The following is a 15,818-nucleotide window of genomic DNA, read 5'->3' as shown; positions in this document are numbered from 1 at the left end:
GTTAGAGGGAGAGGACGCCCGGCTGGATCGCGGCATCGAAGGCACGGGACCTGATGACCGCCGGCAGCTGCCGCCGGTGGTGGTGCAGCAGCCTGAGGGCATGAGCCGCTTCCCGCTCCGTGAGCTCCTCCCTCTCGGCGAGGAGGTGCCCGACACCCGTGTCGTCTTGGCCCCAGCCGAGGTCGTTCCTCTTGGATGCGCGGTCTTGGTCAAGGGCTGAGAGCAGGCGGCATCCCTCCAGGGCGGCGGCCCGGACATCAGGATCCGCCGCTAGCTTCAGCCACGCTTCTGGGGCGAGTTGACGCAGGCGCGTCTCAGCCCGCGCCCGGGTCGCCTCAGCCCTCGAAACGAGCTCGCAGACCCGCCAAGCTGACGAATCGGGGAGCGGCGAAAAAGCGACGAGTTCGGTCGCTTCGGGCAGGGATCGCCCCAGCTGCCAGGCCCCTTTTGACACGAGCTCGGCGAGCGTGGGGAGGAGCCTGGCAGCCTTCGCCCGCGTGCCGGCCGCGAGTTTGGCGAGGGCAACCTCTCGCGCGGCGGCCGCCTCGATGACGGCGGCGGCCTCGGCTGCGACGAGGGCGTCGACGTCGGCCTGGAGCGCGGCGATCTCGGCGTCGTCAAGCTTGCAGTTCTCCGGCCACCAGACCGCGGTCATGCCCCGGTCCCCCACGATGAAGTGGACGTACCCGGCCGCGCGCATGCGCGCGGGCTCGCGCGCGAGCGCCAGGATGAATGCCGGGGAAGTCGTGCGGGACGTCCAGAGGAGGGCGGTCCCTCGGCGGTACGTGTGCTCGTAGTCCTGAGCGAACGTCATGCCGAGAGCGAGCGGGGGTACGGGGAAGGGGGGCAAACGACGGTCTCCTGGAATTTTCCGGCGAAAAAACGTTTCAGCCCTTGTGAGTTGGAAATCCTGTACTTGTTTAAGTTGGCGTTCGTTGAACAACGTTCAGAGATTTTCTTCGCTCATCTTACATTTGGCCGTTGCAAAGTGCAAAGCCTCGCATTACCCTTCCCTTAGACGCCGACTACACCTTCCCGAGGATCTGATGGCTTCCACGAGCGCACCCGAGCGCGCGGTCGACCCCCCGCGCCTAGTCACCGACGACGACGTCCTAGATCTCCTCCGCGCGGCGGTCGCCCAGGCCGGATCCCAGCGCGCTTTCGCCCTCGCGGCAGGCGTGAACGAGGGTGACCTCTCCTCCGCCCTGTCGGGTCGCCGCCCGCCCTCGACGCCCCTGCGCCGGGCCGTCAGCGTCGAGCATGCCCTCGTGCACGTGGGGGGCTGCCTGTGACGTCGTGGTGCAGCGTCCTCGCCGAGGAGCAGAACCGGCTAGGCGAGGACGGGGGTCCCGACCGGATCGAGCCCTCTTTCACCGAGGGCGGCGTCGTCCGCCGACACACTGCCCGCCGCCCCGTCGTGTGCGACGACTGCCCCATCGGTCGGGGCGTCCGCGTCGGGGAGCGGTACTCCGTCCATGTCGGCCTCGACCTCGACCGCAGGGACTTCTTCAGGGAGTGGCACTGCGAGACCATGGCGGACGAGTGCCGCGCGGCGCTGCCACCGCCGCCGCCGGTTGAGCGCACCCCGCCCCCTACCGGCGTGCCGATCGATCCGGACAACCTTCCGTTCTGAGGAGACACATCATGGGCCGGGTATTCGACGAGGCGCATTTCGCGATGAGTGCGGCCGAGCAGTATGCGTGCTGCACGGACCCGCACGAGGAGCCGGAGGACGTCGCCTACAGCCATGACCTCGCCATCCTGCGAGAGGGGGGCCTTCCGGTGCCGTCGGTTACGGCACCGGTGATCTCGGCGCAGCGCCTCGACCTGGCCTCGATTTGGCGCGCTCTGCCGGACGAAGATCGGGACCGGATCGGCGAACTCGCCCTTGGCGTGATCACTGGCGCATTCGTCTCCGCGGCCGCCGGGAGGACTGCAGAGAGTGCCGCCCGCGCCTGTGCTGCGCACGGCCGTGCATCCCTGGATGCTTTGTCCGACGAGATGCCCGACATCCTCTACGCCGCGCTCCAGGGGCCGTCGTGGAGGATCCCAGCGAGCCTTGGGCCGATCTGCACCGGCTGCGGGTGCAGCGAGCACGACGCCTGTCACGGCGAGTGCCGGTGGACGGACGAGCGCCGGATCCGCTGCACGGCGTGTGACGACCCGTCCGCGCACATCCCCTTCTAAGGAGCGAGCCCATGCCCATCGACCCCCACCGCATCGCCTGCCGCGACGGCGTTGTCTTCTTCGTCCGGGAACGCGCGACCGGAACGATTGTCGTCTCCGCGCTCCACGACGACGCCGTCTCCCTCTCCTGCGGCCTCTCCCGGTACCGCGCGCCCCATCGCCCCGGAGAGGCCTACGCCGAGCACACGAGGATGCCAGTCGAGCGTGTGCGCGCCTACGCTATCGGCCATGGCGGCGTCGCGGAGGGCGGGCCCGTGGCGATCGCCCTGCTGAAGAAGCTTCGCTCCGAGGCGAACAAGGGCACCGAGGGAGTCGCCTCCACCGCCGGCTTTCGCGCCGCTGCGGGGGGATCCGGTGTGGCCGGGCGGCCCGAGGCCTCGGCTGTCCCCGGGGCACCTGATCAACGCCTCGGCGCAGGACTTCCGCAGGTGGAGGTCGACGTCCTGACGCCGGAGATCATCGACGCGCGGCGGTTCCTCGCCGTGCTCGACGGGCCGCATCTCCTCGACGGCCGGGAGCCTGCGACGGACGCCGAGGCTCTGCGCGTCTGGCAGAACCGCGGCTCGATCGCCCTACGAGCGTACACGAGCCTCGCCGTCCGGCTCGGGCCTGGGTCCGAGCGGCACCCTCTCTACCGCGAGGCGGTCGCCCTGAGGGACAGGGCGCTGTCCCACGTGCGGGACACGATCCCACACACCAATACCTACACCCCGCACCGACAGGCCGGCTGAATTTCCAGCCGCCCCCCGCCCCGAGCTTGACTTCGCTAACGTTGTCCATAGATTGATGGACATGAGCTGGCCATGCCGGCTCATTCACGAAGGGAAACCTCGATCATGACGAAATCTTACAACCGCGGCGCCATCCTCTGCGCTGCCTGGTCCCAGGCCAAGTGGATCGCCAATCTCGTCGGCAAGCCCGTGCACCAGTTCATCGCCGCCATGCGGAAGGCTTGGGCGCTGGCGAAGGGGGCCGATGCCCCGGCCGCCGTCGAGATGGTCCCGCAGCCGGTCCAGCAGCAGCAGGCCTGTGCGGCCGAGGCGCCCGCCGCCGAGCCCGCAACTGTCGAGCTCCATCTCGGCCGCGGCCTGGTCACAAGGATCGGCGACCGGATCAGGTTCTACGGGCAAGTCACGGGCGGCGGCGCGAACGGCCCCGGCAATGTCGAAGTCTCTCTTGGGTACGCCAAAAGCAACCGGGTGCGCTTCGCCGAGGACCACCGCTCCGGCTCCAAGCGCTCGGGTTCGGTCGAGTGGCACCTGCAGGCCGACCGCCTCTACGCGCTCTCGAACGTCGCCCTGAATTCCTCGCGCAGCAGCGGCTTCTACGTCTCCACTTTCAAGGGCACCTTGACCGAACTCGATCGCGACGAGTTTGAGGTCGAGCGTCGCCGGGTGTGGCCCCTCCAGGCCGAGGAGCACGACGCGGCGGCCGAACGCCGGCGTCAGGACGAGCTCGTCCGGATGGAGCGCGAGCAGGCTCAGGCTGAGGAGCGTCGCATTGCCCGCGAGGCCCTGACGGAGAAAAACGCCGAGGAGGCTGAGCGCCTGAGAAAGGAGGGGCAGCCCCGGGTCGCGGGCCTGCCGAAGCTCACTGGAACGGCGAAGCAAGTCGCCTACGCAATTTCGATCCGGAACGCCGTGATGGCCCGGCAGCCGGATCTGCCCGCGCTCAGGACGGAGCGGGCCTCGAAATTCTGGATCGAGACGCATCGGGGCGCCCTCTATCGCTGACGGCCGCCCCTCGCCGGGTCCGACCCCCGCCCCCCGTCCTCATCTGAAGTCCGGGCAGGCCGAGGCCGCCCATCCGCAAAGGAACCCAGCCCCATGAACATGCATACCCCGCCCGAGGATGTCCGCCGCGAGGTCATCGAGACGATCCTCGACGAGCTCGTCCAGGGCAGCGCCGATGAGGCTGCGATCGAGGCGATCGGAGATCTCGGTGACGAGCGCTACGTCGTACCCGGACAAGACGGCCTCGACGTCTACGGCCACCGCGACAGCCGCCGCCCGTACATGACGCTCCCCCGCGGGCTGAAGCCGGAGACGGCCCGCCTGCTCATCGACGTGTGGGAGACGGGCTACCGCCAGGGCGTCAAGAATGGCGCCGGCGAGATCCAGCAAGGCCTCAAGCGCCTGCTCGCGATCGTGTGATGGCCATGGACAAGGTCGTTCTGGCGGAGGCCGCGCGCCTCCTCCTCGGGCCCGAGTGGAAAAGACCTCTCGCGAAGCTCCTCGGACCGCATCACCCGGCTGGCCCGAGGGACAGCCTGGATCCCCGCCTCGCATTCCGCTGGGCGAGCGGCGAGCGGCCCGTGCCTGACTGGGTACCGGGGGTCCTGGCCGACATGCTGATCCACCGTGCCGAATTGCTCGTGCATCAGTCCGAGCAGGCCCTCGCCCTCTCAGCACGCCTTATGAAAGAGGAACGCGATGCCCTGGGTTGAGCGCCCCATCACGCCCCGGTTCCCGCCGTTCCACCCTGAGAGGGGGGGCACGTACGACCCCGGTCTCCGCGTCGAAACTGAGAAATTCGTGGACAGTCTGGAGCTCCTGACGAGCCCGATCTGGCAGCTGGCCCCGCTCACGAAGCGCGGCCGTGAGGCTGTCCTCCGACCGGCGGGAGACACGCTACGGGCCGCTCTCGTCGCCGGTTGGCGCGTCCGCCAGCTCGGCGAGGCGGATCCGTTCGCGCTCGTGCTGCGGCTGAAAGACCACCTTATGCACGGCCGCCTCGTATCCGCCTCGCCTGAGCGCATGCCCCTTGAGTTCATGGACCGGTGCCTCGTCGTGACGGCCACCCAGGTCATCGCCGTCCACGGCTCCGACGAGACATGGGCTCTTAGCCAGCTGGGGGATGTGATCGTGGGGACGTATCCCGCCCCGCGCCGGCGTGCGCGTCCGCTCCCCGAGGGGGACGCTGAAGCCCTCTCCTGGCTCTAGGCAGAGCCGCTCCGATCCCCCGTAGCTAGCCCCATCCAGGAGTGAGCCCGATGTCCATTGTCACCGACGCCCACAGGGAATGGATCGCCGAAGCCCTCGCGGCCCCCTTTGAGACCCCGCGCCGCATCCCGACCCTGGGCCGGAGTAGGCCCCGCGCGGAGCCGCTGCCCGATCTTTTCCGGGACATCCTCGACGCGCTGGACGCCCCGCTCGAGCCGGAGGCCCCGGCCCCTTTCGGGATGTCCCCAGGCGATCTCCTGAGGTCGCATTTCGGGGATGCGCTTCCCGGCCAGTCAGCGCTCACGGTCAGGCGCCGGGAGCTCAAGCGCCAGCGCGAGGAGGCGGCCGACGTTGAGGTCGCGGAGGCCGCGGAGAAGGCGCGCCGGGACCGAGAGCTCCCCCCGCTGGATCAGGGCGTCGTCATGCAGGAGCCTGAGCTCGCCGATCAGGTGGAGGTCAAGGAGGCCCTCTACGACGTCGTCCCGCGTGGGGTCCCTCACTTTCAAAAGGCTACCCTCGCCGTGCATCGATCGCCCGGAAGGATCATCGCCGACGTGCGCCTCTTCGACGACGAGATAGGGCGCGTTGAGATCACCGGGCCCGAGGGCGCCAGGGGCTATCGGTGGCATCACAGCGGCGTCGCCGGGACTGACTTTAACTGGAACGAGGGAGCTCGGTGCTGGGAGCGGATCCCGTATCTGTACAAGACGGCGTAACCCCAAGGGCCTCCTCAGATCTGAGGAGGCCGCCGCCCTTCACGCTGCCTGCGCCATCGAGGCGGACGCGGCGTCCCCGGCCCCTCGGGCGGCCACGTCGGCGAGGAGCTCCACGATCTCGGGGATCGTCACCGGGCGAAAGTCCCAGCTGTCCACGCCGACATCGCATGCCCTCGCCGTCGGGGGGATCGAGCCGTGCGAGTGCCCGAAGAGATGGATGCGGCCCCTGTGGATGTCCCTCCATGTGAGATGCGCGTAATGCGAGAGCCAGACGTCCACGCCCTTGGGCATGCCTCTGTCCTGCACCGTGAGCGCCATGACGTCATGGATCCCGCCCTCCCACGGGAGGCGCTCGCCCCGCGCCTCATGATTGCCCCGGATGAGAGTGCGGTGCCCTGCGAGGCGCGAGAAGATCCCCTCGGCGTGCTTCATCGAGCAGCCGTAGGCGAAATCGCCGACATGGAAGACGCGGTCGGTCGGGCGCACGCGGTTGTTCCAGGCAGCCACGAGATGTTCGTCGTGCTCCTCGCGGGAGGAGAATGGACGGGGCCGCCCCATGCGGGGGCTGAGCATGCCGGCATGCCCGAAGTGCGTGTCCGAAGTGAAATACGTCGTCATGGGGAGATCCCCCTCTCGGCATAGGAACGCAGGCGTCCGGGCGGCCCGGACGGGGTGGCTGGCTTCAGGCCGGCAAGCGTTTCGCTAGGCAGAGGAGGGCGGTGTTCATGAAGGCAGACTCGACGATCTAGGCGGTCCCGGCAAGTGGATCCCCGGGGTTCGAGCAGGTTATCCCTGGGCTATGCTGCCAACGGTTTGACTTCCTCGGCCGCCTTGGCCTCGGCCGCCTTTTTCGCGGCGGTCTTCGCCTTGCCGTCCCTCTCGCGAGCGCGGCGCCGGGCGGCGATCTCGGCCGCGAGCTCGGGCAGGGGAGGGAACCCGGCCGCCGCCGTCGCTGCCTGATCCTCGCACCAGGCGAGCCAGCGTGACATCACGGGTTGCTTGAGGTCGAGGCGGTCGTCGATCGTGTAGTGCCCTTCGAGGACATCGTCGGCCGCGATGCCCTCGTTGTGATCCATGATGAGCTTCACGGCGTCGCGGGGCAGGCGCAGCGTCTTCTGGCTGTGCGTCGAGAACCCGCGCCGGATGTCGTGCGGGGAAGCGCGCAGGCCCATGTCGAGAAGCCGGTGGTTGAGGGCCGCTTCGTTCATGTGCCCGGCAACGACGTCGCCGAGCTTCCACGGACGGATCTGCGGGAACAGGTGCTCCCTCCCGGCCGCCGCGCATGCTTGCAGTTGCGGGACGATCCGCTGCCAAAGGGCAGGGGGGAGCGGCAGGGCATGGCGGCTCTGGTCGTCCCGGCTGTCGGCGGTCTTGCGATGGGCGGGGCCCATACTCCAGACGCCCCAGCCGGGCTCCTCCGCCCACGGCACGAAGTCCTCGACGCGCGCATCCACGATCGGGCGCCGGCGCTGTGCCGTCAGGACGAGGAGCTCAAGGGCGAGCGACACGGTCGGGTCGATGACGCCGGCGCGGGCGACGGCGAGGACCGTGCCGATCTCGACTGGGGTCGCGACGTAGCGCCCGGCGATCTTCCCGTTGGCCCTCATCTTTCGGGACTTGGACTTCGGCGGCGCCGCCAGCTTCGCCATGTCGGTTCCGACGCCCTCGATGCCGAGGCCGCTCCGGATCCTGACATGCGCCTGCCACATCCACCGCCACATGGGCCGAAGGGCCGACGCCAGGTTGACGGCGTGCGTCTCCCGGCCGGAGCGGTGGACGTCGTAGACGACGCCCGCGAGATCCTCCAGCGACACGCGGCGCACCTTGACGCCGGCGAGGCACGCGAGCTCGGGCGCGTGGAGCTTGGCGGAGTAGTCCTTCCACGTCGCCTCGCGGAGGGTCCGCTCCACCTCGGCGAGGTACTCCGTTCGGGCGGCTTCCCAGGTCCAATAGGGGATGTCTGCGCCGTACTGCATGGACGCCTCGACGAGCCGCTCGTCGCGGGGAGGGGCGGGCTTGGCGGGTGCGACCTTGCCAAGGCGGATGAACTCGCGCTCAAGGAAGGCGTCGTCCGGGATCTCGGTCCGGTTGGCGACGTGCTTCTGCGCCTCAGCCACGATGCTCCGGGCTTCATCGAGGGTGAGGCCGGGCGGGGATCCGAGCGTGAGCCGGTACGTCGTGCCCTGCCGGATCACCTTGTAGCCCCAACGCGCGCCGCGCGGTCCGACGCGGAGGAGGAGGCCGGGCTGCTGGCTGTCGATGAGATCGTACGCCCGCGCGCCATCGCGCACATCCTTGAGGGCCTTCTCGACGTGGGTCTTGGACAGGCGGACGGCCATCGGAGCAACTCGGGCTGGTCTCGGGCTGCGCAGCCCGGGATCTCCATGCCCCTCTACGACGGCGTGCGTTGCCCTGTCGTTAACGCAATCCCCTGGACTTGCTGGCATTTCGGTGATCCCACCCGGGATCATTCCGGGCTCAAACTCGGGCTGCGGGGATGGAACAATAGAAATCATAATCCTTGTGTCGGGAGTTCAAATCTCTCCCTCGCTACCAAAGTTTCAGCCTGCTAGGTCAATGACCTAGCGGGCTTTTTCTTGGCCCTTCGAGATCTGCAACATCGGCCTTGTCCGCGATCTCGGTGCTAGCTGTTGCTCGTGCCACTGGACGACTGTCTCTACGAGCTCCAGGCGACGATCCCGCACCTGATCCGCTCGTCGCTGCATCGTTGCTTGCAGCGATTGGGATCGTCGATTGCCCGAGGTCGATGGCGACAGGCCGAAGCGGTCGCGCTTCAAGGTCTACCCGCCCGGCTATTTCCCCATCGATCTGGCCGAGGCTCACACGGCGGAAGGGCGACTTTACCTCCTTGTCGCCATCGACCGCACAACCAAGGTCGCCTTCGTCGAGTTGCACGGACGAGCGACTCGACGGGTCGCGGGCGACGTCATCCTCCATCTGATCGAGGCCGAAGAGACTTTCCGAGCCCACAGCTTGGAGTCCGCTTGCGCCCGAAACGATATCGATCATCGCCCGACCAAGCCGCGCCCCCCCCTGGACCAACGCTCAGGTCGAGCGGATGAACCGCACGATCAAGGACGCGACGGTCAAGCGCCACGACTGCGACAACTCCGAGCAACTCCACGCTCATCTGGCCGACGTCGTCAGCGCCGACAACTTTGGCCGCCGTCTCAAGACTCTACGAGGTCTGCCCCCTACGAGGCCGTCTGCAAAGCATGGTCCGCCGAGCCAGGCACATTCAGGACAAATCCTCTCCCCAAATGCCAGGACAAACTCCTAATTCTGGACGGTCAAAGACGCTTGTGAGACAGGCAGTGCCAACGGGGTGGCTTTGGCGATCTGTCCGGCCGTCTTGTGTACCGGTGCGGCCTCCACCCGATCCTTCGTGATCTGACCCAGCAGCCCTCCAAGGATCATGGTCGCCAGAACGCCCGTGGCGATCTGAAACGGACGCGCGGCACGGCGCACGGAGGTCAGCACCGCATCGGTCGTGTCGACCATGGGAAGGGGAGCGTCGGAGATCGGGAGCAGCCACGGCTCACACGGCAGACCGCAGGCACCGCCCATTTCGTAAGCGCCGGGCGGGTTCTGGAAAGGTCCGTTAGACATTCCAATCTCCTCAAGGGTGTGCGGCAGCCCAGCTTAAGGGCCGTTCGTTCATGAGCCCTTAATCTAACGTATGTGTTCATTTTTAGTTCAGTGAGGGATTGTGGTGGCCCGGTGCACCGTCGCGCGGCCGATGCGGGCAGTGGGACCGAAGGGCGGCGTTCTCGCGCACCACGGCGACCGGGGTTCACGATACCTTGCCCCGCGCTACACCAAGGGGCTCGCCCGGGCCGATGTCGAGGCATCCGGAGACAGCGGCCGAAGCGCGCGACTCTGCCCAAACCGACGTGCAAACCTTGGCCCCCTGGCTCAAACCAGATGGCCTCCGGGAAACCCGGTGCGGTTCACCGACTTGTAACCTTCGAAGCACAGACGGCTGGAAAGCCTTCGCGCGCCATTGACGACGCATCCGTCGGTCGGGTTTCTGGTGCGCGACGGTTCCTCCCCGGAGGATCAAAAGGGAACGCGGTGAGGGGTGAAACCCGAGGCCGTGGCTGCCCCCGCAACTGTGAGCGGCGAGCCCATCATCACCACGTCACTGGATCTTCGGGATCTGGGAAGACGATGAGAGGGCGGTGACCCGCGAGCCAGGAGACCTGCCGTCAGTCGTGGTCACACGCGAAACGCATCGGGCGGGGTGTCCTGATGGGTGTCGGGGCGTTCGCGTGTGCGGACGGATCGACCCTGTTCGCGGTGACGTGCCACAGACGTCGCCCAAGGCTTGTTCCGTGTCCTCTTTCTCCCGAACCGCGTGCCTGCGCTCCCTCGCGCTCGCGAGCGTCGCCCTGCCGGCTCCCGTCCTCGCGCAACAGGCCGCCGCGCCTTTCGCGAACGTGCCCCGGGCCGCCCCGGCGGCGATCACCCTGTCCGAACTCTCCGTCTCAGCCACGGGCGTGCCGACGCCGATCGACCGAATCGGTTCGAGCGTCACCGTGCTCACCGCCGCGACCCTCGAAGCCCAGCAGCGCCGCACCGTGCCGGATGCCCTGCAGCAGGTGCCGGGCCTCAACGTCGTCCAGACCGGCGGACCGGGCGGACAGACCTCGGTGTTCATCCGCGGCTCGAACGCGAACCACGTGAAGGTTCTCATCGACGGCATCGACGCCACCGATCCGTCGAATCCGAACGGCGCCTTCGATTTCGGCCAACTCCTCACCGACGATCTCTCGCGGATCGAGGTGCTGCGCGGTCCCCAGAGCGGCCTCTACGGCTCCGACGCCATTGGGGGTGCCATCTCGTTCACGACGAAGCGCGGCGAGGGGCCGGCCCGGGCGAGCGCGCGCCTCGAGGGCGGCTCGTTCGGGACCTTCAACCAGAGCGGCCGGATCAGCGGCTCGGAGGGGCCGTTCGACTATGCGGTGTCGATCCAGCACCTGCGCGCCGCCGCGACGCCCGTGACTCCACCGAGCCTCGTCCCATTCGGACGCCCGATCCATCCCAATTTCTACGATAACGAGACCGTCTCGGCGAAGTTCGGCTACCAGCTCACCGACACGGTCCGGGTCAACTCGGTGACGCGCTTCATCAATTCGCGGCTCCTGTTCACCGGCACCGACTACGGCACTTTCCCGGCCCTCCCGGCGGCGTTCCGGAGTGCCGCCGACGTGCAGCAGGTCTTCACCCGCAACGAGGCGGAATGGACGCCGACGCCCGGCTTCCACAACCTCTTCGCCGTCAACTATTCGAACCTGTTCAACCGGCAGCAGGGCCCCCTCGACCCGCTGACGACGCCGGATGCGACGACGGGCCTGGGCGAGCGGACGCGCTACGAGTATCGCGGCGACTACCAGCTCTCGCCGGGCAACCACGTGCTGTTCGGGGCGCAGCGTGACGACGAAAGCCTGCTCACCCGCGACCCCAGCCCATTCGGCGCCGGCAACCTGCGGGCGAGGAACGGCAACACCGCCGGCTATGCCGAGGCACAGCTGACGCCGTTCGACGGGGCCTCCCTCGTCGCCAACATCCGCCACGACGCCAACGACGCCTTCGGGCCGGCCACCACCTTCCGGGTCGCGCCGAGCTACGTCCTGCCGTTCACCGGGACACGGATCAAGGGCAGCGTCGGCACCGGCTTCAAGGCGCCGACCCTGAGCCAGCTGTTCCAGAGCTTCCCGGCCTTCAACTTCTTCGCCAATCCGAACCTGCGGCCGGAGGAGAGCCTCGGCTACGACGCCGGCTTCGAGCAGCCCCTGGGGGAGCGCATCCTCGTCGGCGCGACCTATTACGGCAATGATTTCAAGAACCTCATCGCGGCGAACGCCACCTTCACCACCAACGAGAATGTCGGCCGGGCGGAGTCGTACGGGGCGGAAGCCTTCGTGGCGGTCCGGTTCTCCGACACCCTCTCGGGCCGGATCGACTACACCAACACGGTGACCAAGAACGAGATCACCAATCAGGAGCTCCTGCGCCGCCCCCGCCACAAGGGCAGCGCGACGGCGTTCTGGACCCCGCTTCCCGGCCTGACCTTCAGCGGCACCGTGATCGTGCTCGGCCATTTCGTCGACGGCAACCGCGACTTCTCCGTGGCGCGCCTGAAGAACCCGGGCTTCACCCTCGTCAACCTCGCGGTGAACTACGACGTCAACGAGACCGTGAGCGTGTTCGGGCGGGTCGATAACCTGTTCGATCGCCGCTACGAGAACCCGACCGGGTTTCTCGGACCGGGCCTCGCCGTCTATGGCGGCGTCCGCATGACCACCTTCTGAGGCTCGCGATGGCGAGGCGACGCGCGTGCCCCGCGCTGGCGATGGCGGCCTGGCTCGGTTTCCCGGCCGCCGGATGGGCGGCCGAAGCCCCGGCGCACCCGGTCCGTGTCGTCTCCATGAACCTCTGCGCCGACGAACTCGTTCTGCGCCTCGCCGACCGCGAACAGGTCGCCGCCGTCACCGCCCTCGCCGATGATCCACGCGGCTCGACCGTGGCGCGGGAGGCCACGGGCCTCACGGTGACCCGCGGCCTGTCGGAAGAGATCGTTGCCCTACGGCCCGACCTCGTCGTGGCCGGCGCCTTCACGACCCGGACGACGGTCGGCCTGCTCAAGCGGATCGGGTTCCCGCTCCTCGAACTCGGCGTGCCGAACGATTTCGATGGGGTGCGCGCCCAGATCCGGACGGTGGCCGCCGCCCTCGGGCAGGACGCGCGGGGCGCGGCGATGGTCGCGGCGTTCGACGCACGGCTGGCCGAGGTGGTGGCGGCGGGAAAACCCTTACGCGCCCTCGTCATGCGGCCGAACGCCTTCACGGTCGCGCCGGGCAGCCTCGGCGACGCGATCCTGCGCGCCGCCGGCCTCGTCAACGTCGCGGCCGAACTCGGTCGCGACCGGTTCGGACAGGTTCCGCTGGAAGCGGCGGCCTTCGCCGAAGCCGACCTCCTCATCCTCGACGAGGGCGAGCCCGGCCACCCGTCGCTCGCCGACGCCCTGCTGCATCACCCCGTCTTCGACGCCCTGCGCCGCCGGGGACGCACCGTTTCGATTCCGAACCGGCTCTGGACCTGTCCGGGGCCGCAGGTCGCCGACGTCGTGGCCCGGCTCGCCGCCGCCGCACGCGGGAGGAACGCGCCATGAACGCGCGCTTCCCGCCGCGCGACCGGATCGAACGACGGGTCGTCGGAATCCTCGGCCTACTGGTGCTGGTTCTCACCCTCGCCTCCGTCGCGGTCGGGTACGCCCCCTTCGACATTCCGGCCGCAGCCGGTGATCTCCTGGCCGGACGTGCGACCCTGCCGGCCCTCGTCCTGTGGGAGTTGCGCCTGCCCCGCGCCCTGCTCGGCGGCCTCGTCGGCTTCAGCCTCGGGCTGACCGGGGCGGCGATGCAGGGGTATCTGCGCAATCCCCTCGCCGATCCCGGCATCCTCGGCCTCTCCTCGGCCGCCGCCCTCGGGGCCGTCCTGGTGTTCTACGGCGGGTTCGCGGCCTCGTTCAGCCTCGCCCTCCCGCTCGGCGGGATCGCCGGGGCCGCCCTGGCTGCGCTGGCCCTCAACCTCGTCGCCGCCCGCGGCGGCACCACCCTCGGGCTGATCCTGGCCGGTGTCGCCCTGTCGAGTCTCGCGGGAGCCCTGACGGCGCTGGCCCTCAATCTGTCGCCGAACCCCTACGCGGCCCTGGAAATCGTGTTCTGGCTGATGGGATCGCTGGCCGACCGCAGCATGAACCATGTCTGGCTGTGCCTGCCGTTGATGGCCGCCGGCTGGGCTCTGATGCTGTCCACGGGCCGGGCCCTCGATGCCCTGACGCTCGGCGAGGACACGGCCGCGAGCCTCGGCTTTCACCTCGTCTCGGTCCGCCTGCGCCTCGTGACGGGGGCGGCCCTGGCCGTCGGCAGCGGCGTCGCCGTGAGCGGCGCCATCGGCTTCGTCGGCCTCGTGGTCCCGCACCTTGTGCGGCCGCTCGTCGGCGCCCGCCCCGGGGCCGGCCTGTGGCCGAGCGGGCTCGCGGGCGCGGCCCTCGTGCTCGCGGCCGATCTCGGCGTGCGCCTCCTGGCGACGCGGCCCGAACTCAAGCTCGGGGTGGTGACCGCCCTCGTCGGGGCACCGTTCCTGATCGTGCTCCTCCTGCGCCAGCGGGGTCGCGGCGCATGAGCCTCGCGGCCGAATCCGTCGACATCCGCCTCGGCGGGCGCGCGGTCCTCACCGATGTCACCCTCGCCCTGGAGCCGGGACGCTTCGTCGGCCTCGTCGGTCCGAACGGCGCCGGCAAGACCACCCTCCTGCGCACCCTCGCGGGCCTCGTTCCACCGAGGCGGGGCCGGGTGATCCTCGACGGGACGCCGCTCCTCGACCTCTCCCGTGACGCCCGCGCCAAACGCATCGCGGTCCTGTTCCAGGGGGCGGGCGCCGGCTGGCCGATGCGGGTGCGGGACCTCGTCGCCCTCGGCCGCCTGCCGCACCGGCGCGCGTTCGGCGGTCTCGACGCGTCCGACCACGCCGCCATCGCGCGGGCCATGGCCCGGACCGACACGGCCCACTTCGCCGAACGCCTCGAACCGACCCTGTCCTCGGGCGAGCGGATGCGGGTGCTTCTCGCCCGCGCCCTCGCCGTCGAGGCGGCGTGGCTCTTGGCCGACGAACCCATCACCGCCCTCGATCCGGCCCACCAGCTCGACGCCATGACCCTGCTGCGGCGCGTGGCCCTGGCCGGCACCGGCGTCGTCGCCATCCTGCACGACCTCGCCCTCGCGGCCCGGTTCTGCGACCGGATCGTGGTCCTGGGCGCAGGCAGGCTCGTCGACGATGGCGACCCGGACATCCTGACGGACCGGCGGCTCGCCGAAACCTTCGGCATCACAGTCCGGCGCGGCGTCGCGCCCGACGGAACGCCCTACATCCTACCCTGGCACCGCTCAGATCCCCCACCGGAGGACATCGATGCAGCCTTACCCCAACGGTCCTGACGCCATCGTCGCCCTCCTGCGCGCGGCGCTGGCGGATCCGGGCACGGCCTGGAGCCTCGGCAGCTTCGGCGCCATCGCGGAGTTCATGCGCGATCCGGACGAGGTCGTCCTGGCCCTACCGGACGACCGCCTCGGCCTGGCGACGGCACGCGGCGCCATCGCCCTGACTCCGAGTTCCGACCTGCGGCCCGTCGCCTACGAAACCCCGGTGGCTTCGGGCTGGAACCACGCCGTCGCCCTTTGCCTGCCCGAGGCGACCTGCGCAATGAACCGCAGGACCGTGGTGACGGAGCTCGGACCCGACCGGAATGCCGCCCGGCCGCAGGACCGCGACGGCATCCTGTTCGACCTCGGCCTCGGCCTCCTCGCCGTCGATGCCTGCGTGCGCGTGCGCGATCCGGAGGCCGTCGCGCGATTGCGGGCCGGTACCGGGCTGCCGCTGTTCGACCACGCCAATCCCATCGGTCGATACCTCGTCGCCCTGAGCCCGCACCGGGTGTTCCTGGCGCGGATCGGGCGCGTCGAGGTCTATGCCCCAATTCCCGGCCCCGGTGGCACCAGTCCGGAGGGGCCGCACACGCACGTCCTGCCCAAGCTCTTGCGCAGCGGCCGGACCCATGCGGCGACGACCCCGATCCCGGCGGGCTGGGTCCCGTGCGCCGGGCTTCATCCGGCCCATCCCTACAAGGACATGATGGGCGCCCGCATCCCCTTCGACGTTGGACGCTACGCGGCGTTTCAGGCGCTCCTCGACCGCTGGGGCGATCCCGACCTCGTGGCGATCAAGGGCGGTGGCTCCGGATCGCCCGGCGGCACGGTGTCGAGCCGGCACGCGCAAGGCGCACGCCGCGTCGCCGAGGCCCAGGCGCGCTACCTGCGCGGCGAGATCATCGAAGCCGCCGCCGGCGACGACGAGGACGCGGAGGCGACGGCCTGACCGTGACGGCACCGAT

The 15,818-nt window shown here is 69.4% G+C and carries 18 protein-coding genes, 1 pseudogene and 1 riboswitch; of the genes and pseudogenes, 15 read left to right on the top strand and 4 right to left on the bottom strand.

Annotated features, from left to right (window positions below):
• Position 1: 1 nt before the first annotated feature.
• Complete coding sequence (locus tag BM249_RS11955; protein WP_143103748.1) at positions 2–814, bottom strand: hypothetical protein; 813 nt, start codon at positions 812–814, stop codon at positions 2–4.
• A gap of 232 nt (positions 815–1,046) precedes the next feature.
• Between BM249_RS11955 and BM249_RS11950 the strand changes: the two genes are divergently transcribed.
• The 9 genes from BM249_RS11950 to BM249_RS11910 all read left to right on the top strand — a co-directional run bounded on the left by BM249_RS11950 (position 1,047) and on the right by BM249_RS11910 (position 5,845).
• Positions 1,047–1,292, top strand: coding sequence for a hypothetical protein (locus BM249_RS11950; protein ID WP_091972155.1), 246 nt, complete (start codon positions 1,047–1,049; stop codon positions 1,290–1,292).
• Positions 1,289–1,633: a hypothetical protein gene (locus BM249_RS11945; RefSeq protein ID WP_210348358.1), complete on the top strand. Its 345-nt coding sequence runs from the start codon at positions 1,289–1,291 to the stop codon at positions 1,631–1,633. The genes BM249_RS11950 and BM249_RS11945 overlap by 4 nt, the downstream gene beginning before the upstream one ends.
• Positions 1,634–1,644: 11 nt before the next feature.
• A complete protein-coding gene (locus tag BM249_RS11940; protein WP_091972153.1) occupies positions 1,645–2,187 on the top strand; it encodes a hypothetical protein in 543 nt (180 codons plus the stop codon).
• Between the two features lie 11 nt (positions 2,188–2,198).
• The gene (locus tag BM249_RS11935) at positions 2,199–2,918 is read left to right on the top strand and encodes a hypothetical protein (RefSeq protein WP_091972151.1); all 720 of its coding nucleotides are present in this window, start codon (positions 2,199–2,201) and stop codon (positions 2,916–2,918) included.
• Between the two features lie 105 nt (positions 2,919–3,023).
• Positions 3,024–3,920 (top strand): hypothetical protein, encoded by an 897-nt coding sequence (locus tag BM249_RS11930; protein WP_091972149.1) that lies wholly within the window; start codon positions 3,024–3,026, stop codon positions 3,918–3,920.
• A gap of 93 nt (positions 3,921–4,013) precedes the next feature.
• Positions 4,014–4,340, top strand: coding sequence for a hypothetical protein (locus BM249_RS11925; RefSeq protein ID WP_091972148.1), 327 nt, complete (start codon positions 4,014–4,016; stop codon positions 4,338–4,340).
• A complete protein-coding gene (locus tag BM249_RS11920; RefSeq protein ID WP_244528721.1) occupies positions 4,340–4,633 on the top strand; it encodes a hypothetical protein in 294 nt (97 codons plus the stop codon). The genes BM249_RS11925 and BM249_RS11920 overlap by 1 nt, the downstream gene beginning before the upstream one ends.
• An 88-nt stretch (positions 4,634–4,721) precedes the next feature.
• On the top strand, positions 4,722–5,129 hold the full coding sequence (locus BM249_RS11915) for a hypothetical protein (protein ID WP_143103747.1): 408 nt from the start codon (positions 4,722–4,724) through the stop codon (positions 5,127–5,129).
• A gap of 50 nt (positions 5,130–5,179) precedes the next feature.
• Positions 5,180–5,845 (top strand): hypothetical protein, encoded by a 666-nt coding sequence (locus tag BM249_RS11910; RefSeq protein WP_091972144.1) that lies wholly within the window; start codon positions 5,180–5,182, stop codon positions 5,843–5,845.
• Positions 5,846–5,884: 39 nt separating this feature from the next.
• Here the strand turns inward: BM249_RS11910 and BM249_RS11905 are convergent, their stop codons facing one another.
• On the bottom strand, positions 5,885–6,463 hold the full coding sequence (locus BM249_RS11905; RefSeq protein WP_091972142.1) for a metallophosphoesterase: 579 nt from the start codon (positions 6,461–6,463) through the stop codon (positions 5,885–5,887).
• A 179-nt stretch (positions 6,464–6,642) separates the two neighbouring features.
• On the bottom strand, positions 6,643–8,184 hold the full coding sequence (locus tag BM249_RS11900; RefSeq protein WP_244528720.1) for an integrase family protein: 1,542 nt from the start codon (positions 8,182–8,184) through the stop codon (positions 6,643–6,645).
• A gap of 315 nt (positions 8,185–8,499) precedes the next feature.
• Between BM249_RS11900 and BM249_RS21980 the strand changes: the two are divergent.
• Positions 8,500–9,172 (top strand): annotated as a pseudogene (locus BM249_RS21980) (integrase core domain-containing protein); the annotation flags it as partial.
• Here BM249_RS21980 and BM249_RS11890 read toward each other — a convergent pair.
• Positions 9,143–9,367, bottom strand: coding sequence for a hypothetical protein (locus BM249_RS11890; protein ID WP_091972138.1), 225 nt, complete (start codon positions 9,365–9,367; stop codon positions 9,143–9,145). The pseudogene BM249_RS21980 and the gene BM249_RS11890 sit on opposite strands and share 30 nt — an antisense overlap.
• A gap of 523 nt (positions 9,368–9,890) precedes the next feature.
• Positions 9,891–10,090: riboswitch (cobalamin riboswitch) on the top strand.
• 110 nt (positions 10,091–10,200) lie between these two features.
• On the opposite strand from BM249_RS11890, the gene BM249_RS11885 reads away from it, so the two are divergent.
• Genes BM249_RS11885 through BM249_RS11865 form a run of 5 tightly spaced genes read left to right on the top strand, consistent with a single transcriptional unit; the run spans position 10,201 to position 15,802 of the window.
• Positions 10,201–12,180, top strand: a complete 1,980-nt coding sequence (locus tag BM249_RS11885; RefSeq protein ID WP_091972137.1) for a TonB-dependent receptor plug domain-containing protein — start codon at positions 10,201–10,203, stop codon at positions 12,178–12,180.
• A gap of 41 nt (positions 12,181–12,221) precedes the next feature.
• Positions 12,222–13,040 (top strand): ABC transporter substrate-binding protein, encoded by an 819-nt coding sequence (locus BM249_RS11880; protein ID WP_091972136.1) that lies wholly within the window; start codon positions 12,222–12,224, stop codon positions 13,038–13,040.
• A complete protein-coding gene (locus BM249_RS11875; RefSeq protein WP_091972135.1) occupies positions 13,037–14,053 on the top strand; it encodes a FecCD family ABC transporter permease in 1,017 nt (338 codons plus the stop codon). The genes BM249_RS11880 and BM249_RS11875 overlap by 4 nt, the downstream gene beginning before the upstream one ends.
• Positions 14,050–14,865, top strand: coding sequence for an ABC transporter ATP-binding protein (locus tag BM249_RS11870; RefSeq protein ID WP_091972132.1), 816 nt, complete (start codon positions 14,050–14,052; stop codon positions 14,863–14,865). Before BM249_RS11875 ends, BM249_RS11870 begins: the two co-directional genes overlap by 4 nt.
• On the top strand, positions 14,840–15,802 hold the full coding sequence (locus BM249_RS11865; RefSeq protein ID WP_091972130.1) for a DUF6925 family protein: 963 nt from the start codon (positions 14,840–14,842) through the stop codon (positions 15,800–15,802). Before BM249_RS11870 ends, BM249_RS11865 begins: the two co-directional genes overlap by 26 nt.
• Positions 15,803–15,818: the final 16 nt, after the last annotated feature.

The organism is Methylobacterium gossipiicola (genome assembly GCF_900113485.1).
GTDB lineage: Bacteria > Pseudomonadota > Alphaproteobacteria > Rhizobiales > Beijerinckiaceae > Methylobacterium > Methylobacterium gossipiicola.
Note: the sequence above shows the minus strand (reverse complement) of the source record. Positions and strands in the feature narration are given on the sequence as shown.

Excerpts from the sequence above, each read along its gene's own strand:
- BM249_RS11875 (WP_091972135.1), top strand. The coding sequence starts at position 13,037 with ATGAACGCGCGCTTCCCGCCGCGCGACCGGATCGAACGACGGGTCGTC.
- BM249_RS11905 (WP_091972142.1), bottom strand. The coding sequence starts at position 6,463 with ATGACGACGTATTTCACTTCGGACACGCACTTCGGGCATGCCGGCATG.
- BM249_RS11950 (WP_091972155.1), top strand. The coding sequence starts at position 1,047 with ATGGCTTCCACGAGCGCACCCGAGCGCGCGGTCGACCCCCCGCGCCTA.
- BM249_RS11940 (WP_091972153.1), top strand. The coding sequence starts at position 1,645 with ATGGGCCGGGTATTCGACGAGGCGCATTTCGCGATGAGTGCGGCCGAG.
- BM249_RS11925 (WP_091972148.1), top strand. The coding sequence starts at position 4,014 with ATGAACATGCATACCCCGCCCGAGGATGTCCGCCGCGAGGTCATCGAG.
- BM249_RS11870 (WP_091972132.1), top strand. The coding sequence starts at position 14,050 with ATGAGCCTCGCGGCCGAATCCGTCGACATCCGCCTCGGCGGGCGCGCG.
- BM249_RS11935 (WP_091972151.1), top strand. The coding sequence starts at position 2,199 with ATGCCCATCGACCCCCACCGCATCGCCTGCCGCGACGGCGTTGTCTTC.
- BM249_RS11900 (WP_244528720.1), bottom strand. The coding sequence starts at position 8,184 with ATGGCCGTCCGCCTGTCCAAGACCCACGTCGAGAAGGCCCTCAAGGAT.
- BM249_RS11920 (WP_244528721.1), top strand. The coding sequence starts at position 4,340 with ATGGCCATGGACAAGGTCGTTCTGGCGGAGGCCGCGCGCCTCCTCCTC.
- BM249_RS11910 (WP_091972144.1), top strand. The coding sequence starts at position 5,180 with ATGTCCATTGTCACCGACGCCCACAGGGAATGGATCGCCGAAGCCCTC.
- BM249_RS11890 (WP_091972138.1), bottom strand. The coding sequence starts at position 9,367 with ATGGTCGACACGACCGATGCGGTGCTGACCTCCGTGCGCCGTGCCGCG.
- BM249_RS11955 (WP_143103748.1), bottom strand. The coding sequence starts at position 814 with ATGACGTTCGCTCAGGACTACGAGCACACGTACCGCCGAGGGACCGCC.
- BM249_RS11930 (WP_091972149.1), top strand. The coding sequence starts at position 3,024 with ATGACGAAATCTTACAACCGCGGCGCCATCCTCTGCGCTGCCTGGTCC.
- BM249_RS11880 (WP_091972136.1), top strand. The coding sequence starts at position 12,222 with ATGGCGGCCTGGCTCGGTTTCCCGGCCGCCGGATGGGCGGCCGAAGCC.
- BM249_RS11865 (WP_091972130.1), top strand. The coding sequence starts at position 14,840 with ATGCAGCCTTACCCCAACGGTCCTGACGCCATCGTCGCCCTCCTGCGC.